This window comes from Leptospirales bacterium (genome assembly GCA_019694655.1).
Taxonomy (GTDB): Bacteria; Spirochaetota; Leptospiria; order Leptospirales; family Leptonemataceae; genus SSF53.
This window is the reverse complement of the sequence record JAIBBN010000002.1, coordinates 1-18,790: the sequence shown is the minus strand read 5'-3', so window position 1 is coordinate 18,790 and position 18,790 is coordinate 1. Positions and strand designations below refer to the sequence as shown.

13 protein-coding genes are annotated in these 18,790 nt (G+C 61.0%); 7 read left to right on the top strand and 6 right to left on the bottom strand.

All coding sequences use genetic code 11. The features are described from left to right. Positions 1–31: 31 nt before the first annotated feature. The 4 genes from K1X75_03330 (at position 32) to K1X75_03315 (ending at position 5,856) form a co-directional block, all read left to right on the top strand. The gene (locus K1X75_03330) at positions 32–2,560 is read left to right on the top strand and encodes a sigma 54-interacting transcriptional regulator (protein MBX7057072.1); all 2,529 of its coding nucleotides are present in this window, start codon (positions 32–34) and stop codon (positions 2,558–2,560) included. Positions 2,561–2,609: 49 nt separating this feature from the next. Continuing rightward, positions 2,610–3,812, top strand: coding sequence for a sigma 54-interacting transcriptional regulator (locus tag K1X75_03325; protein MBX7057071.1), 1,203 nt, complete (start codon positions 2,610–2,612; stop codon positions 3,810–3,812). A gap of 59 nt (positions 3,813–3,871) precedes the next feature. Continuing rightward, a complete protein-coding gene (locus tag K1X75_03320; GenBank protein ID MBX7057070.1) occupies positions 3,872–4,657 on the top strand; it encodes a hypothetical protein in 786 nt (261 codons plus the stop codon). A gap of 101 nt (positions 4,658–4,758) precedes the next feature. Beyond that, complete coding sequence (locus K1X75_03315; protein MBX7057069.1) at positions 4,759–5,856, top strand: hypothetical protein; 1,098 nt, start codon at positions 4,759–4,761, stop codon at positions 5,854–5,856. An 18-nt stretch (positions 5,857–5,874) separates the two neighbouring features. Here K1X75_03315 and K1X75_03310 read toward each other — a convergent pair whose 3' ends face one another. From K1X75_03310 to K1X75_03285, 6 genes are all read right to left on the bottom strand, one after another. Next, positions 5,875–6,522, bottom strand: coding sequence for a response regulator transcription factor (locus K1X75_03310; GenBank protein MBX7057068.1), 648 nt, complete (start codon positions 6,520–6,522; stop codon positions 5,875–5,877). A gap of 33 nt (positions 6,523–6,555) precedes the next feature. Further along, entirely contained in the window at positions 6,556–7,596 is a 1,041-nt protein-coding gene (locus K1X75_03305; GenBank protein ID MBX7057067.1) for a response regulator, read from the bottom strand. A gap of 7 nt (positions 7,597–7,603) precedes the next feature. Beyond that, complete coding sequence (locus tag K1X75_03300) at positions 7,604–8,068, bottom strand: response regulator (protein ID MBX7057066.1); 465 nt, start codon at positions 8,066–8,068, stop codon at positions 7,604–7,606. Continuing rightward, positions 8,013–9,380: a PAS domain S-box protein gene (locus tag K1X75_03295; protein ID MBX7057065.1), complete on the bottom strand. Its 1,368-nt coding sequence runs from the start codon at positions 9,378–9,380 to the stop codon at positions 8,013–8,015. Before K1X75_03295 ends, K1X75_03300 begins: the two co-directional genes overlap by 56 nt. Before the next feature lie 75 nt (positions 9,381–9,455). Next, positions 9,456–10,421: an alpha-E domain-containing protein gene (locus K1X75_03290; GenBank protein ID MBX7057064.1), complete on the bottom strand. Its 966-nt coding sequence runs from the start codon at positions 10,419–10,421 to the stop codon at positions 9,456–9,458. A 12-nt stretch (positions 10,422–10,433) separates the two neighbouring features. Continuing rightward, entirely contained in the window at positions 10,434–11,819 is a 1,386-nt protein-coding gene (locus tag K1X75_03285) for a circularly permuted type 2 ATP-grasp protein (protein ID MBX7057063.1), read from the bottom strand. A 323-nt stretch (positions 11,820–12,142) separates the two neighbouring features. Here K1X75_03285 and K1X75_03280 point away from each other — a divergent pair, with 323 nt between their 5' ends. The 3 genes from K1X75_03280 to K1X75_03270 are packed head-to-tail and all read left to right on the top strand — an operon-like array spanning position 12,143 to position 18,784. Continuing rightward, positions 12,143–15,379, top strand: coding sequence for a transglutaminase family protein (locus K1X75_03280; protein ID MBX7057062.1), 3,237 nt, complete (start codon positions 12,143–12,145; stop codon positions 15,377–15,379). A gap of 4 nt (positions 15,380–15,383) precedes the next feature. Continuing rightward, positions 15,384–17,870, top strand: a complete 2,487-nt coding sequence (locus tag K1X75_03275) for a circularly permuted type 2 ATP-grasp protein (protein ID MBX7057061.1) — start codon at positions 15,384–15,386, stop codon at positions 17,868–17,870. 8 nt (positions 17,871–17,878) lie between these two features. Continuing rightward, positions 17,879–18,784: a transglutaminase family protein gene (locus tag K1X75_03270; protein ID MBX7057060.1), complete on the top strand. Its 906-nt coding sequence runs from the start codon at positions 17,879–17,881 to the stop codon at positions 18,782–18,784. Positions 18,785–18,790 lie beyond the last annotated feature (6 nt).

Genomic DNA, 18,790 nt, shown 5'->3' with positions numbered 1-18,790 from the left:
TGCAGCATTCGGTTCAGGCACGGCTTGCTCGATGGTCCCAGCGCCCCTTACCATAGCCCTGCAAAGCGTGGCCGCCGTGGCGCTGCTGGCCTCGGGCGCGCTTGCTCTGCAGCGACAGCCGGCAAACCGTATTCGGCGGGCCCTCTTTGTCTACGCCCTGCTCTGCAGCCTGGGATTGCTGGTCGACGCTGCTGGCCGTATCGTTCTCTATGAAGCCTCAGCTCTCACCGATCTCTACTTTCGACTTGCCGAGCCCCTGCTGGCGATTGGCGCCGCTGCTTTCGTCTACCTGAGCGCTGTCTTTCCCCGCCGGGCAGCGCCCAGAAAGACAGATCGCCTGCTGCGAAAAACCCGTCTGTTTCGCCTTGGGCTGCTGTTTGCTGGCGGGGCCCTGGCCATCAGCCTCGGCAGCTGGAGTCCCTTTTATGTAAACCAACGCTCCTATGATCCGGGCCCAGGCACCTACTATGGCAGCTACGGGCTCGCCTACTGGTTGGATCGCGCCTGGCTCGTGCTATGTTGCCTGGCGGCGATCCGCGAACAACGGCGCTTCCTCGCGCACCATGATCGCGATGTGCGTCGCGTGCACTCGCGATACTTTGCAATCTCGGCGGCGACCGTCGCCTTTGTCGGCGCGGCGGCCTGGGCGCTTGCCCTGCGCGGCCTGGAAAATGAAGCAATGGCGCTGCTGGCTCTGGCCCTCGCCGGCTTCAGTATCTTTTTGCACAACCTTCTTGAGAACCTTCATCTCAATATTAGCGCCAGGCTATCGCGTCTTCTGGCGGCGGCGCTTGCCTACCTGCTTGGCCTCGCGCCTCTGCTCTATGCGATTCGCGCCCTGCTATCGCGCCTGGAGGATAGTCCGACGCTCTGGAAAGCGGCGGCGCTGGCGACGCTTTTTGGCGCCTACCATTTTGCGGTGCGCGCTGCCGGGCCGCTCCTCGCACGCCTCCTGTTTCGTCGCGAGGCGCAGACGGAAATGCGCGTTGCCGAATTCAACAGCCGCATCCTGCGTTTGGAGCGCAGCTCACGCAATCAGATCCGGGCTCAGCTTGCGGACTTCTTTCAAGACCTCTATCGGCCGCGCTTTCTGGCGCTCTACTCGCTAGAATCGGAAGAGTCGGACCGACCGCAGTTGCTTCTCGATCGATCCCGCGCTCGCGCTATCGACGTTCACAGTTTGCCGCCGGAAAAGTTTCCCCCTGCAGCGCTGCGACTGCTTTCGGGAATATCGGCCAGCGCCTTCAGTCCTGGCGCGCTGGCCGCCGACCTGTTGGCCGCGGCGGAAAGGATCGACGATCCGCGCGCCATCGATGCCATTACCTCCCTGGCGCTATGCGGCGCGGAAGCAGTGATCCCTTTTTATCAGGATGAGGCTGAATATCTTTCCGGCGCTCCGCCGCGCTTGCTGGCGATGCTGGGAATGTGCGAAAGCGGACGTCCGCTCAATCACGGCGACCTGGCCTGGCTGGCGCTGCTGCGAACTCCTACTTTGCTGGCGCTGCGCAACCAGGAGCTGCTGACTACGACCGCTGAATTGAAGGAGCGACTGGAGGAAGAAAACCGCAAGATAACCAGTCGATTGAATCGCAATCTTATCCCCATCAGCAGCGTGGACTCCGCTGCCGCCATCATCTACCAGCGCGACGGTCAACTGGCCAGGCTGATCGCACAGGCCGAACGCTTCGCTGCCGAGGATGCTCCGATACTGATCACCGGAGAAACCGGCACCGGCAAAGGGGCCATCGCCCGTATGATCCACGCTGTCTCGCAACGTAACGGTCGTTTTGTCACCGTGAATTGCTCCGCGCTGCCCGCTGATTTGATTGAGAATGAACTCTTCGGTCACGAACGCGGCGCCTATACGGGCGCCGTCGAAGCCAGCGAGGGTCTGGCAGCACGCGCTGCAGACGGCGCCCTGTTCTTCGATGAAATTGGCGAGCTGCCGGCCAACGGACAGACCAAGTTGCTGCGTCTGGTCCAGAACGGCGAATACGAGCGCATTGGATCCAATGAAACCTTGCGCTGCAGTTGCCGCTTTCTCTTTGCCACCAATCGCAATCTGGAGGAGGAAGTGAAGGCCGGTCGCTTCCGCCTGGACCTATTCTATCGCATCAGCGCCTTTGAATTGCATGTACCTCCCTTGCGCGAACGACCGGAAGATATTGTCCTTCTGGCCGATCACTTTCTCTGGAATGCCGCTCGCAAGACCGGTCGCGAGGGCATGAAAATCAGTCCGGAAGCCCTGGCCCTGTTGCAGCGCTACCGCTGGCCGGGCAATGTGCGCGAGCTGGAAAACTTGATTTTGCGCAGCATGGCGCTGTCCGATGGAGATCGAATTGACGTTGATCAACTGCCGGTGGTCTTTCGCGATGAACTGGACTTTGAACGGAAGCGAAATCAACTGGAGCGCATGCAATTTGATCGCGAGCGTTTGGAACGCGAGCTGCTGCTGGAAGCGCTGCAACGCAGCGGAGGCAACCAGCGCGAAGCGGCGCGCATTTTGAAAATTTCGCGAGGCTCGTTGCAATACCGAATGAAACAATATGGACTGGCCTAGCGGACTGCTCAAAAGGCAGCCCCCGCAATCGCCGCCTTGATAACGCCCCATGCAGCCAAATCTAGAAATTCTGCTGCGCCACTCCTATCTGAGCCGCAAGCAAGTGCGAGAACTGCAGGCTGACCTGCCGGGCAGCCTGCCCCAATTGCGCGCCGCGCTACTGCAGCGCGGCTGGATGGATCCGCCCGACTGGAAGGAAGCGCAGGCGCTACTGCTGGCGCCAGTGGAAAGCAAAGATGAAGATCAGGCCCCGGATTCGGCAAACGCCGCCATGCAGCGCGTCCAGGAAATCGCGCTGCGCATTGCCGGCAGCGATGCGACGGCATTGCTGCTGGGCGAATCAGGAGTCGGCAAGTCGCGCCTCGCTCAGCTGATCCACCGTGGCAGCGCTCGACGCAACGGGCCCTTTGTGACTGTGGCCTGTGGATCCATCCCTGAAACGCTGCTGGAGTCGGAGCTCTTTGGCGTAGAACGCGGCGCCTATACTGGCGCCACGCGCAGTCGAGCCGGCCGTTTTTTGCGGGCGCAGAGCGGAACTATTTTCCTGGACGAGATTGGCGAACTCAGCGCGGCGCTACAGGTCAAACTGCTGCGTGTTCTCCAGGAGCGGCGAATTGAAGCGCTTGGCGCCGAACAGGAGATCGAAGTCGACGTGCGCTTGATTGCCGCGACCCATCGCAATCTGGAAGAGGAAGTGCGCAGCGGCCGCTTTCGCGAAGACCTCTACTTTCGACTCAATGTCGTCCCGCTTACTTTGCCGCCGCTGCGCCAGCGACCGGAGGACGTCTTGCCGCTTGCCCAGTACTTTCTGGGTCGACTGAATCTAGAGCGAGGTCAGTCGCTGCAATGGCAGGATCGCCGACTGGATCGGGCGCTTTCGACCTACTCCTGGCCGGGAAATATCCGCGAGCTGGAAAACTGCATCGAGAGACTGGCGGCGCTGGCTGAATACAATCAGCTTTCGGCCGACCATTTGCCGCCGCGGATTTTCCAGGAGACAGGGATTGCTGAGCTGTCCGCCGCCCAGCACGGCGGACCGGCTATGCCGCCGGGGTCGCCGCCGGTGGCCGAAGGCGAGGCGTCTTTTCCTACATTGCGCGATCAGGAGATGGCTTTGATTCAGAGCGCCCTGCAACGGGCTCGCGGCAATATCCAGGAGGCCGCGCGCCTGCTTGGCGTTCACCGCAATACCCTGGCGCGCAAATTGGACGAGTACGGATTTGAAGCCAGGCGCTTCAAGGCGCCCCGCTGAGACCGGAACGGCTTGAAAAACTGCTCAAAGAGGACCCTGGCCTCTCCGAATCATTGCTTATGACAGCAATCCGTGCACGCGCTGCCGATCCTGTGGCCGTAGAGCGAGCCTGGGATCTCTATGCGGCAGACAGCTACGAACAACTACTGCAGCTGAACGCCGGTCCGAGCGCCGAGTTGAACGATCTGCAAAGCCTGGCGCGCCTGGAGTTAGCCGCGACGCCGCTGGACATCGAAGCGCGAGATAGCCTGTTTGCAGGCTTGCTTCTGGGAATGCAGGCCTACCACCGCGGCGATCGGCAATCGTCAGCGCGAGCCCTGGGGCGCTGGCTGGCGGATCGCGACTACGCCTGCACCCGCGTCGTCGAGCGTTTCTGTGAAATGGCGCTGCTTGGCGAAGAGCACGGTCTTCTGGATCAGGCCGCTCGTAAGTGGCTGAAGCACGGTGCGCTTGGCCCGCTGCTGGCGCGAGCCTTGCTTCAAAGCCTGATGATACGCGGCAGATTTGCCGAAGCGGCCCGCTTTTTTGAAAGAATGAGAGCACATCTAGCGGATGCCGAGTCCGCTCAGCGCGCCGCCCTGGCCTATCTGCAGCTGAGCCGTTATCAGGACGCTCAACAATTGCTCTATCCGCTTTACGAACGCGTTCACGGTCAACCCTACCAGGATCGCTATGACGAGGTGCGCCGAAGCTATGCCGCCGCCATCAATGAAGCGGAACAAATCCTGAGCCAGTCGGGCCGACCGCGACAGGCCAGCATGCAACTGGGCCTCAGCCTGCTCTTTGCCGAACGTTACAAAGAGGCCTTGCAAATTTTTGAAGAGCTGCAAACCTCAGCGGCCTGAAGATCCACAAACAAAAGCGCCCGAGGCGCGAGGAACTTTTCACTGAAGGCGATCGGCTCTATGATCGCGCCCTGCAAGATATCCGCGCAGCCTCGCGCAGCGTGGAGATTGATATGTATATCTTCCAGGCGGGACGCGTGGGCCAGCGCTTTCAGCGCGCGCTGCAACAAGCGGCGCATCGCGGACTGCGGGTAACGGTCATCTATGATCGTCTGGGAAGCCGCCAGACGCCAGAAAGCTTCTGGCAGGCGCTGCAGAGCAGCGGCGCGCGCTGCCTGCCTTTCCGTCCCTGGCCCTGGAAGTCCAGGAAATGGCGTCAACGGTTTACTGGTTTCTGGGCCCGCCTGGGCGGAATCGCTGCAGCGCTGCGCATTGGATTCCTGCGGCGCGATCATCGAAAACTGATCTTGATTGATGCGCGCATTGCATATACGGGCGGATTCAATATCATGGATGAGTGCTCGAGGCGCGCCAGCGGTCCGGGGCGCTGGATGGATGTAATGTACCGCACCGAGCTGCCAGCAATGGTCGGCGAACTGCGCGCCCTGTTTCTGGACAGTCTGCGTCGCATACGTCAACCGCTGCAGGAGGCGGGCAACGAAGGCAAGCGCGTCCCGGAGGCCGCAGTCTATCCGCGCTTTCGCTTCCGACAGTTTCGTCGCCGAAGCGGCCGGCGCCGCGCACGTCGTCTGCACGTGGCGCGCGCGCTGAAGCAATTGATTGGCGACAGTCGGCGTCGTATCTACTTGATGTTCCCTTATTTCGTGCCTTACGGCGGCTTGCTGCGCATACTGGGACGGCAGGCCTCGCGCGGACTCGACGTACAGATCTTTCTACCGCTGCGCTCCGATGTTCCCTGGATTCAGAAGGTTTCGCTCTATATCGCCGGCCGCCTGCATGCCCGCGGCGTTACAGTCTGGCTCTACCATGGTCGCCGCCGCAGCAAGGACCCAATCCGTTTCAATCACGGCAAGGTCTGCCTGATGGATGACTGGCTGGGCATCGGCTCCGCCAATCTGGATCGAAGGAGCCTGGCGCTCAATCTGGAGACGCTCACTTTGCGCTGGCGATCGCCGCTCTTGCCGCAGGCCGAACGCTTGTTTGAACAGATGCGAGGCGAGTCGCAGCGCTTTGAGGGCGCGAGCACGGCCGGCGCATGGCAAGCGGCTCTGCTCTATTTCTTTCGCCGATTCCTTTGACCGAAAGCGACCGGCGGCCTAGACCAGACCGCGCTCCATAGCGTACTTGACCAGGCCAGCCACAGAGTTGATCTGCAACTTCTCCATGATTCGCGCCCGATGCGCTTCGACGGTCCGCACGCTGATGTCCATCTTTTCCGCGGCTTCGCGATTGGTCAGCCCCTCGGCAATGAAACGCAGCACTTCTCGCTCGCGTCGCGTCAGGAGTTCCAGGGAGGCTTCGCCCTCGCGAATCACATGGTACTCCTCCATAAAGCTGGAGATCAGATCATTGGAAATCGCTTTGCGTCCCTGCTGAATGTCGCGGATGGCCAGTATCAGTTTCTCAAAGACATCATCCTTGAGGATGTAGCCATCAATTCCAAGTTTCATCGCCTTGCGCAGATATTCGCGCTCTTTGTGCATGGTCAGCACAAGCACCTTGAGCCCCGGCAATTTGCGACGAATCTCTTCCAGCGCGGAAAGCCCGGTCATTTCGGGCATGCTGAGATCGAGTATCAGCAAATCCGGCGGATGCTTGTCCAGTAGATCAAGCAGTTCGCGACCGTTGTTTGCTTCGCCGACGACCTGCAAGTCATCGACTTCGCCAATCAGGTTTTTGAGACCGGCGCGCAAAATCTTGTGATCATCGCAAATTACAATGCGGTAGGGTTGAGTGCGGATCATGGTAGTTCCTCCCGCGTACGGCGCCATTGGCATTTACCTCTCCAGTTCGCGTCGCGGGATGTCAAGAATGACTTCGGAACCGTCGCCTGGAACGGAGCGAATGGTAAGTTTTGCTGACATCAAATGAGCGCGCGCTTCCATGATTGCAAGGCCAAGACCATGCATGCCTCCGCGCACAGCCTCTGGATCAAAGCCTTTGCCATTGTCGTGGACGCGAACGCGCAATCGGTCGCCATCCGACGCGGCGCCCACGCCGATCACATGTGCGCCGGAATGGCGCGCGGCGTTGAGCAGAGCTTCATGCACGATTCGATACAGATTGATGTCCCAGTTTCCCGGGAAAAAGCCGTCAAGGGCGTCTACCTCCACGCTGACCCGCATCGATCCGCCCATCTCAAAGGTCTCGCCAAGGCGCTGGATGGCGGCCGGCAAACCAGCGCTTTCCATAAAGGCAGGGCTGAGGCTTCGCGCCAGCCGACGGGCGTTCTCAATCATCAGACTCAAGGCCTCCAGAATCTGATCGCGGGCCTTGTTGGCATCCGGCTGGTTAGGCGCAAAGCGCTGGAAGGCGGTCTGCACCTGCAGCTTCATGGCGAATAGATCCTGACCCAGGCCGTCGTGTATCTCACGGGAAATACGCGAACGCTCGTCCTCCTGAATCTCCAGGACGCGGCGCGATAGCTGCTTGATCTGCAGCTCGGCAGCGCCGCGATCGATGGCATAACGTATGGCTCGCGTCAGGAGCGGACCGGAGACGGCGCCCTTGACCAGATAGTCCTGAGCCCCCAGGCGCAGAGCGCGCGCCGCAGCGCGGATATCATCCATGCCGGTAAGCAGCAAGATTGGAGTTTCGGGGTTCGCCTCGTGCATGGCAGTGAGGGTGCCCATGCCCTGCGAATCGGGCAGCTGCATATCCAGCAGTACGGCATCGGCGCCGTCGCGCGCCAGAGCGGCAAGCCCCTCTTCCAGGTTGCTGGCAAAGCTCAAGTCGGCATCGAAATCGCGCTCCTCGCGCAGCAGTATCTCCAGCAACCGGGCATCGGCCTGATTATCCTCTACGATTAGAATACGCATAACCGACCTAGCGCCGCTCTGCAACCGGCAGTCGAACAATGCTCAACCAGAATTCTTCTATGACATTCATTACGCGGATAAACTGCTCCAGGTTGACCGGCTTATTGATGTAACAATTGGCATGCAAGCTGTAGCTGCGCAGAATGTCCTGCTCGGCCTGCGAAGTTGTCAGCACCACAACCGGAATGGTGCGCAGGTCGGCGCTATCTTTGACGGCGGCCAGCACCTCGCGCCCATCCCGGCGGGGCAAATTCAAGTCGAGCAGCACCAGATCAGGACGCGGCGCGTCCTGAAATGGCGCCTCGCGATTCAGAAATTGCAGCGCCTGATCGCCGTCAATAGCGACATGCAGCTTGTTGTCTACCCGCGCTTCGCGCAGAATTTCCTGCGTCAGGCGAATGTCCGCGGGATTGTCCTCAACCAGCAATATCTCGATTGGCCTCACCTTTTGCGCTCCTGACGTGCTCTCCATCGATAACGCTCCTGGGCAGGGTAAAATAGAAGGTCGAACCCTGGCCCGGCGCGGACTCCACGCCGATCGCCCCGCCGTGCAGCTCCACAATTTTTTTGCAGATAGCCAGACCAATTCCAGTGCCAGCGTAGCTCTGCCGATCGTTCAGCCGCTGGAAGAGCACAAAAATTCGCGACTGGTGTCGCGGATCGATGCCTATACCGTTGTCCGAGATTGCCAGCCGCCAGAAATCGCCGCGCTCCTGAGCGACAATCTTCAATGTCGGTTGCTGCTCCGGCAACGTAAACTTCAGCGCATTGCCAATCAGATTTTGAAAAAGCAATATCAACAAAGTTTCATCGCCAGGCAGCTCTGGCAAAGTTGGAATTTCAATTTGCGCACTGCGTTCTTTGATGCTCATTGAAAGATTTTTCAGCGCCTGCTCCAGAACTACATTGAGCTTTAGCTGGGAGCGTTTGGGCTGGCCGCGGCCGACCCGCGAGTAAGCCAGCAAATCGTTGATCATCGATTGCATGCGCTCCGCGCCTTCAACGGCAAACTCGATAAACTCATCGGCATCGGCATCCAGTTTGCCGCGGTAGCGCCTTGCCAGCAGCTGCACATAGCTGCCGACCATGCGCAGCGGCTCCTGCAAATCATGGGAGGCCACATAAGCAAATTGCTCAAGGTCCTCATTGGATCGTTCGAGTTCCTTGCTCTTACGGGCCAATTCGCGCTCGCGCTCCTTGAGAGCGGTCAGGTCATGCAGAAAACCGAGATAGGCCCGTCGACCGCCGATGCCAATCTCGCTAACAGAAAGGTAAAGTGAAAAGGTAGCGCCGTCGCTGCGTCTGCCAATCACTTCCCGACCGCGCCCGATCACCTGCGCTTCGCCGCTTTTCCGGTAGGACTGCAAATAGGAATCGTGACGACTGCGATCGGGTTCTGGCATCAACATCGAAACATTGGCGCCAATTGCTTCCTGCGCGCTGTAACCAAAGAGTCGCGTCGCGGCGCGATTGAAGTTCTGAATGATCCCGCGCTCATTGATCAGGATGATGGCGTCGGCGGCAAGGTCCGCCATGTCGCGAAGCTGCGCGGCCAGGTCCTCGAATTCGCGCCGGTCGCGACGCAGAAAACTCCACAGGCAGCCAAAGGCAAGCAGCGATGCGCCCACGATTTGCGCAGCGGCAATCAAGTCGCGCCAGATTGGCTGCAGCTGCGCCCTGCGCGCAAGTTCCAGCACAAACATCCAGCCAGCCAGCGCCGCCAGACACAGCAGGCCAGAGTAAAGACGCGCAGGTTGACGCCGGGGGAAGGTGCGAGCGGACATGGCAGCCAACGGTAAAGAATTGCACGGCGTGCTGGCTGCGTCAAGCCCCACGCTTACCCTCAATTCTCCGTAGTACTACCCGGCGACTGTGGGCGCCGCGCTCTCGAAAAAAGTCTCCGCCAGCGCCTCGCCAATATCGTTCAGCTTCGACTGCGCCAGATCGAGGTACTCGTGCAGACCAAAGCGAAATATTTCATCGATATCTGTGAAATCCAGCTCCGATCGAAAGAGTCCCAATTTCTTTTCCGCCGAATTGGCAAAGCCGCGCGGCGGGCTGCCGGTGATCGCACGCAATGAAGAGTCGGCCTGGGCCATGCAGAAGCGCAGCGCGCGCGGAAATTCGGCGCTGAGCAGCAGAAATTGAACGATCTTGGCCGGCAGCACCTGATCGTAGACTCGCGTGTACATTTCAAAGGCGCTGGCGGACTTGAGCACCGACGACCATTGTAACAAATCGAAGGACTCGCCAATGTCATCGGCCCGCGGCAAGAGCACAAAGTACTTCACATCGAGCATACGCGTCGTCTTGTCAGCGCGCTCCGCCTGACGACCGATATCGCCAAAATACCAGGCCTCGCCGCGGCTCAGTGTCAGATCAAAGAGCCCCAGGAAGAGTTGATGGTTGCGTTTGATCCGCTGGCAGAACTCGACCGGCTCGCGCAATATGGCCTCAATGTCCGCCGTGCTATCGCGCACCGCAATGTAGCAGGAGTTGATGTGCTCCCATAGTTCCAGCGAAAGATGCTCGCGGACGCTGCGCGCATTTTCGCGAGCGCGCAGCAGGCAGCTGCGAATCGAGGACGGATTGCGCTCCTCTTGAATCAGAAAACGCAGCACCTGCTCGCGACTGGCCTCGCTGGAAATCTCCGAAAAGAGCCGGTTGTCGCCGGTGGTGTAGACCAGCGGACTCCACTGCTCGGCCATGCCTGGCGGCAAATCCAGGGTCAGGTTCAAATTGACGTCGATGAAACGGGCGTAGCTGTCCGCCCGCTCCATGTAGCGGTTCATCCAGTAAATCGAATCCGCAACGCGACTGAGCATAGGCCGTTAGCTCTACTCGCGCAGCACCCAGGTGTCCTTGCTGCCGCCGCCCTGCGAGGAGTTTACCACCAGCGATCCGCGCTTCAGCGCTACGCGCGTCAGGCCGCCGGGCATCACATAGATTTCCTGACCGTAGAGCAGAAAGGGCCGCAGGTCCACATGGCGACCCTCGATCTGATCCTCAACAAGTGTCGGCGCTCTAGATAGCGAGAGCGTCGGCTGGGCAATATAGTTGCGCGGGTTCTGGATGACGCGCTGGCGAAAGTCCTCGCACTCGGCGCGCGAGGAATGCGGGCCAATCAGCATGCCATAGCCGCCGGCTTCATTGGCCGCTTTCACAACCAGCTGGTCAATATTGTCCAGCACATACTTGCGATCGCTTTCATCTTCACAAATGTAAGTAGGCACATTGGGAATGATGGCCTCTTCGCCGAGATAGTACTTAACGATCCGCGGCACATAGGCATAGACAACCTTGTCATCGGCGACGCCGGTTCCCGGCGCGTTGCACAGCGCCACGCGTCCTTTGAGATATGCTTCAAAGAGGCCGCGCACGCCAAGCATCGAATCCGGGTTGAAGGCCGCCGGATCAAGGAAAGTATCGTCGATTCGCCGGTAGATGACATCGACGCGCTGAAAGCCGCGCGTGGTGCGCATCTGAACATAACCGTCGATGATGGCCAGATCTTTGCCCTCCACCAGCGGCACGCCCATTTGCCGCGCCAGAAAGCTGTGCTCGAAGTAAGCGGAGTTGTACACGCCTGGCGTGAGCACGGCCACGGAGGGCGATTCCAGGTCGGACATGTAACGCAGCGTTTCCAGCAGACGCATCGGATAGTCGTAAACCGGACGCACGCCAATGCGATTGAACATATCGGCAAATGTGCGCTTCATGCTTTCGCGATTTTCCAGGACGTAGGACACGCCGGAGGGACAGCGCATGTTGTCTTCCAGCACATAAAAATGACCGTCAGTATTTCGAATCAGATCGGTGCCGGAGATGTGCGACCAGACGCCGCGCGGCGGGCGAAGGTTGGCGCATTGCTTGAGGTAGCCCTTGCTGGATTCGATGATGGCGCGCGGAATGACGCCGTCGCGCAAGATCTTCTGATCGTTGTAGATATCCTCCAGAAAGAGGTTCAGGGCAAGGGCGCGCTGACGCAGGCCTTGCTCCAGGCTCTCCCACTCGCGCGCCTGGATGATGCGCGGAATAATATCGAAGGGCAAAATGCGCTCCAGCTCGCCGCCCTCGCCATTGAGATTGAAGGTGATGCCCATGCGGTAAAGCGCCCGCTCGATGGAGTGCTTGCGACGCACCAGGTCCTCGGCTGACATGCGGCCGATGTTCTCGCCCAGCTTGGCCCAGCCGGGCCGGATACCGTGCTCGGCCGTGAACATTTCATCGTAATAATGTCCGACTTCGTACTTTTCCAGTTCCACCGGCATGGCAACTCCTGGCGCCGCTGCGCAGCCTCTGGCAGCAATGCGCAGCTTCCATTGCAATTCGCGTGCCGCCTGTGGCAGGGCGAATTCAGGGCCGAAGCGCCTTTGATTCACTCACAATCTAACTTCTTTCCAACAATATGCATCTACCGGCGCCCGAGAATCAGGCAGAACGCCTGCAAAGCTTGCGGCGGCAAACGCCCTCCCGGGCAGATCATGCGCTCCCACTGCGGCCGACCGGCTCAAAGCCAGGCACAGCTCTTGCTTCTTCAAAACTCATGGCGATACGCGTAGCTCTCCACCATTTGAGCTCCTATCGCTACGATCGCGCCGTCAATCTTGGGCCGCAGATCATTCGCCTGCGCCCGGCGGCGCATTGCCGCACGCGCATTCTGGCCTACCATCTGGAAGTGAAGCCCGGCCAACATTTTCTACACTGGCAGCAGGACCCCTCCGGCAACTTTCTGGCGCGCGTTACTGTTCCGGAGCGGACGCGCGAGTTTCAGGTTAAGGTGAGCCTGCTGGCCGATCTGGCCGCCATCAACCCCTTTGACTTCTTCGTAGAGCCGGAGGCGGAATTCTTTCCCTTTTCCTATTCGGAAGCGGAGCGCAATGAACTTGGCCCCTACCTGGAGCTGGAAACGCCGCCGCCGGCGCTGCTCGATTTCTTGAAGCCTTTTCGCTCGATGAACGAACAGCGCAGCGTCGATTTTTTGGTCCAGGTAAACCAGGCGCTGGCAAAGCAAATTCACTACGTAGTACGTATGGAGTCGGGCGTGCAGTCCGTAGCTGAAACTTTTGCGCTCGGCAGCGGCTCCTGTCGCGATTCAGCGTGGACCATGGTGCAGGCCCTGCGCCAGCTGGGTCTGGCGGCGCGCTTTGTTTCCGGCTATCTGATTCAGCTTCGCCCTGATACGGCAGGCGAAGGCCCGCTCCAGGATTTTTGCGATTTGCACGCCTGGACGGAGGTATATCTGCCAGGCGCCGGCTGGATTGGGCTGGACTCAACCTCGGGCATGCTGGCGGCCGAGGGACACATTCCCCTGGCCTGCAGCGCCGCGCCCTTGCTGGCAGCGCCGATCAGCGGATTTTCCGAACCCTGCGACTCACAGTTTCAATTTGAAATGACGGTGGAGCGCATCGATGAAGGTCCGCGATCCTCGCGTCCCTACAGCGAGGCGCAATGGCGCCAGATCGAGAACGTCGCTGCACAGGTAGAACTGCGTCTGGCGAAGGCGGAGCTGGGATTGACCATGGGCGGAGAGCCCACCTTTGTTTCGATGGAGGATCGCGATGCTCCAGAGTGGAATCTGGCGGCCGATGGCGGCGAGAAACGCGCCATCGCATCGCGTCTGTTATTTCGACTGCGCGAGAATCTGGCGCCGGGGGCGGTTGCCATCCACGGACAGGGCAAGTGGTATCCCGGAGAGCCCTTGCCGCGCTGGGCCATTCAGGCCTGCTGGCGCGCCGACGGCCGCGCCCTGTGGCAAAATCCGGATCTATTGATGCGCGCCGGAGAAAGCGCGAATGCGGAATGGAGCCAGCTCCAGAAGCTGGCCGAGGCCCTGGCCGATGGCGCCGGCGTATCGCGCGCAGCACTCCGTCCGGCGCTGGAAGACATCTACTACCAGCGCTGGCAAAGCGGCGAATTCTATCGCCGCAGCTTCCAGGCCATGCTTCCAGCCCTGGCCGCCACGCCCGCGCAACAGACGCCGCGCGGATTGATACTCCCCCTGCGCTGGCATTCGACGCGGCAATGCTGGCTGAGCTGCATCTGGCCTGCGCCTGAGGAGGGACTCTATCTCACGCCAGGCGACTCGCCTATCGGTTACCGGCTGCCCCTGAATCGTCTGCCTCCCGAAACGGGGCCGGAGGATCTTGCGCCACATTTGCACGATCCAGGGGCCGAGGCGCCGGCCTTGCCAGATGCAGTCCTGCGCGTTCAGCAGCGCGCTCTTGGCGCCGCGCCGCCGCTTGATCCGGCGTGGATGTTTCATACGGCGGCGGCCATCGAATTGCGCGACGGCGCCTTGCACATCTTCCTGCCGCCAACGCTGGAGGCTGAGGCCTACGTCGACTTGATGGCAGTAGTCGAGCGCGCCTTGAGCGTTCTCAAGCTACGCGCCTTTCTGGAGGGTTACGAAGCGCCGCCTGACCGCCGGCTGCAGCGCATGGCCGTAACTCCCGATCCTGGCGTACTGGAGGTCAACGTTCCTCCGGCCAAAAACTGGAACGAGCTGCAAGGCAGCGTGGAAACGCTCTATGCGGCGGCGGCCATTGAGAAGTTGCATTCTGAAAAGTTTTTGCTGGATGGACGTCCGACAGGAACCGGCGGCGGCGCACACATCACGCTGGGCGGGGCCACGCCGGCGGAAAGCCCCTTTCTGGCGCGGCCGGCGCTGCTGCCGGCAATGCTCTGCTACTGGCAACGACATCCCTCGCTCTCCTACCTGTTCAGCGGACTTTTTGTCGGTCCGACCAGCCAGGCGCCGCGCATTGATGAAGCTCGTCATGAAAGTTTGTACGAACTGGAAATTGCACTGGAACAACTATCCCAGAAATCTGATCAAGCGGCTGCGCCCTGGCTGCTGGACCGTCTGCTGCGCAACCTCCTGACGGACATCACCGGCAACACCCACCGCGCCGAGTTCTGCATCGACAAGCTTTTCCCGCCCGACCGCTGGCAGCAACGCCTGGGCCTGGTGGAACTGCGCGCCTTTGAAATGCCGCCGCATCCACAGATGTATCTGGCCCAGCAGCTGCTGGTGCGAGCGCTGACAGCGATGCTGAGTTCGGCGCGACCGCCGCGTCGGCTGCGACGCTGGGGTGTGGAGCTCTTCGATCGCTTCATGCTGCCCCATTTCCTGCGCGAGGATTTTCACATTGTCCTGGGCGACTTGCGCGAGGCCGGCTTTGCGTTGCAGGAAGAGCATTTCGAACCCTTCTTTGAGTTTCGCTTTCCGCTCTACGGTGAAACCGAGATTGAGGGCGTCCAGCTACAGTTGCGCATGGCCCTCGAACCCTGGCCGGTGCTGGGCGAAATCAGCTGGCAGGGCGCCGTATCGCGTCCCGTCGATTCGGCGGTAGAACGCCTGGAGCTGCGCGCCCGCCTGCTGGATCCTGATCGCTATGCCGTACTCTGCAACATGCGCCGCCTGCCGCTCTCTCCCGGCGGCGCCTCCGGGGAATATGTGGCCGGCGTACGCTACAAGGCCTGGAATCCGCCAAACACGATGCATCCCTGCGTTCCGGCGCAAAGCCCGCTGATCTTCGATCTGGTCGATCTACGGCGCGGCCGCTCTGCAGGCGGTTGCAGCTACTATGTGAGCCATCCCGGGGGCCGCGCCTACGAGGCATTGCCGGTCAACGCCGCCGAGGCGGAGTCGCGGCGCCAGTCCCGATTTACGCGACTCGGTCATACGCCGGGAAAAATTGAGATTCCAGCTGCGGAGCGTAATCCAGAATCGCCCATGACCCTTGATCTGCGACGCCAGCGCGATCACGGTCCAAGCTGAGATCATGCCTGCCCTGAGCGCCGCTGTTGGATCCTTCGCCGCCTACCAGCCAAAGCGCGGGGCCTGGGATGAGATGATCGGTCCGGAGGGCGTGCGCCAGCACTGGGACTTTGTGCTGCGTTCGCTGGATGCGCTGCCGCTTGGCGACCTGTTACAGCGTAAGGACGAGTTGCAGCGCAGCCTGCGTGAAAGCGGCGTCACCTACAACGTCAACGACGAATCGCAACGTCGCGAGCGCGCCTGGTCGCTGGATCTGGTGCCGGTCGTCTACGATTCGCGGGAATGGAATCGCATTGAGCGCGGCCTGTTGCAACGCGCAGAGCTTCTTGACCTTGTGCTGCGCGACCTTTACGGACCGCGCGACCTGATTCGTCGCGGACTCTTGCCGGCCGAAACGGTGCTTTCCCATCCCGGATTTCTGCGCGCCTGCAGCGGCATGACTCAGGCCGGCGCTCATCGCCTTTTCTTGCTGGCCGTAGACCTTGCGCGGCTGCCAGGCGGCGCCATGGTTGCCGTGGCCGACCGCGCTCAGGCGCCCTCCGGCGCCGGCTATGCGCTGGAAAATCGTATCGCGCTGTCGCGCTTTCTGCCCAGCATTTACCGCGACGCGCAGGTGCATCGCCTCGCCGGCTATTTTCGCACGCTGCGCAACAGCCTGGCTGAACTGGCACCCGGTCGAGACGATCCGCGCGTCGCATTGTTGACGCCAGGTCCAGACAGCGAGACCTACTTCGAACACGCCTTTCTAACCAACTATCTGGGCATCACCCTGGTGCAAGGCGATGATTTGACGGTGCGTGATGGGCGCGTGTTCCTGCGCACCCTTGACGGGCTGGAGCAGGTGGATGTCATCCTGCGTCGACTGGACGATGTATTCTGCGATCCTCTGGAACTGCGACCGGATTCGCTGCTGGGCGCGCCAGGCTTGCTACAGGCGGCGCGTCTGGGCAATGTCACCCTGGCCAATCCGGCCGGGGCCGGCGTACTCGACAATCCGGCGCTTTTTCCTTATTTGCCGCGCATCTGTCGCGCGCTTCTGGGTCAGGACCTTTACCTGCCTTCGGTGCAGACCTGGTGGTGCGGCGATGAGGACTCGCGCCAGCATGTTCTGGCCAATCTGGAAACTATTATAGTAAAGCCAACTTTTCCGCGACCGGGCAAACGGGCGATCTTTCCGGCCCAGATATCGGAGAATGCGCGCCGTCAACTCTGCGATCGCATTCGCGCCAATCCCTGGGGCTATGTGGCGCAGGAGATTGTACCACTGTCACGCGTACCGCACCTTTCCGAGCGCGGACTGGAATCGCGGCCAATGATCCTTCGCAGCTACGCCCTGTCGCGCGGCGAGGACTACATGGCGATGCCAGGCGGGCTGACGCGCGTTTCCAGCAGTCCGGACAGCACCCTGGTTTCCAACCAGAAGGGCGGCATCTCCAAAGACACCTGGGTGCTGGCCTCGGAGCGACTGCGTGAGACCACGCTCTTGCGTTCCTCGGCGACGCCCGTTGAAATCAATCGCGCCAGCGGTTCGGTGGCCAGCCGTGTCGCCGAGAATCTCTACTGGCTTGGCCGCTACGCCGAAAGGGCGGAGATGCAGGCCCGCGCCTTGCGCCAGTGCATTCGCGAAGTGGATGCCGGCGAAACGCGCGGCTTGAGCGAAGCGCAGCGGCCGCTGGCCCGCGCCGTGGACGCGCTGAGCGGCGGCCTGCATCTGGCGCAGCTGGACCTCGAGGAGGCCGCTCAGCTCGATCTGGCCTTGATGCAGCTGATCTATGAGGCCGGCGCCGGCGGCAGCTTGCGTTTCAATATCGAGAACGCGCTGCAGGCCGGACGCTCCGTACAGGATCGATTGTCCGACGATGGTTGGCGTTTCCTGAATACTTTGCGCGACCGATTGAGCCTGCGCCCGCTGCAGCTGGGCGACGCCCTGCCTGCGCTGGACAGCGTACTGGTGGCGCTTTCAGCATTTGCCGGCGTCGCCAACGAAAGCATGAGCCGCGGTCCAGCCTGGCGCTTTCTGGACATCGGTCGGCGCGTGGAGCGAGCGCTGGGAAGCTTTGCGGTATTGCAAGCCTACTTCGTCTGGAGCGACGCCACGGATGACGAGGCCAGCATCGAGTCCTTGCTGCTGGCCCGCGACAGCCTGCGCACCTACCGCCGCCGCTACCACGCCCGTTTCCAGATCCGCGGCGCTCTTGATCTGCTGCTCTTCGATGAAAGCAATCCACAATCGGCGGCCTTCCAGCTGCAGCGCATCGATGAGCACGTGGCGGCGCTGAATGAAAGCGACGGCCAGCGCCGGCGCTCCCTGGAAAGACGCCTGGCGCTGCAGGCCTGGAATGCCCTGCAGATGCAGGAGTCCGATGCTGCGCTCAGCGACCAACAGAGCCTGGGCGAACTCCTGCTTGGCCTCTCCGATTCGATGCGCAGCTTTTCCGAGGCCCTCGCCGCGCGCTATTTCGTACACTCCGCGCCGTTGCAGCAATTGTAGGTCGAACCATGGAATACACGGAAGACTCGACGCCGGAGAACGCTGGGACGACGCGCTATCGTGTGCGTCATCAAACTATATACGAGTATAAAGAGGATGTGAACCTCTGCCATAGCGAAGGTCGGCTGCTGCCCAGAGACCTGGACCGCCAGCGCACGCTGCAGGCCAGCTTGCGCATCCAACCTGGCGCCGATTTCAGCATGGAGCGCAGCGATTATTTTGGAAATCGCGTTAGCTACTTTGCGCTGCAGCGACCGCACCGCCGCCTGGAAGCCGTGGCCGAGAGCATTGTCGAACTGCGGCCGCCCTCGCCCCCCGCGCACAACCCGCCGTGGGAGGAGGCCTTGCGTGCGTTGCAAGGGCCGCACGCCGACAGCTTTGTCTTCAGCGAGTTTCGCCTGGATTCGCCAATGGCCGCCGCGGGGCTGGAGTACCGTGAGTATGCGCTACGGAGCTTTCTTTCCGGTCGCGCCCTGCTCGATTCTTGCCAGGATTTGAATGCGCGCATCCACGCCGATTTCAAATACGAGAGCGGCTTTTCCAATGTTTCAACGCCGCTGGACGTGGTCTTTGAGCACCGTCGCGGCGTCTGTCAGGATTTTGCGCACCTCTTTCTGGCCTGTCTGCGCTCGCTGGGCTTTGCCGGACGCTACGTCAGCGGCTACCTGGAAACCTCTCCGCCGCCGGGAAAGACAAAACTGCAGGGCGCCGATGCATCGCACGCCTGGGCGGCGGCGCTCTTTCCCGGCGGACAGTGGCTCGATTTTGATCCGACCAACAACCTGATGCCGTCCACACAACACATCACCCTGGCCTGGGGACGCGACTACGCCGACATTACGCCGCTGAAGGGCGTAATCTTTGGCGGCGGCGAGCACAGCGTCAAGGTCGCTGTTGACGTGACGCGACAGTAGCCGCGG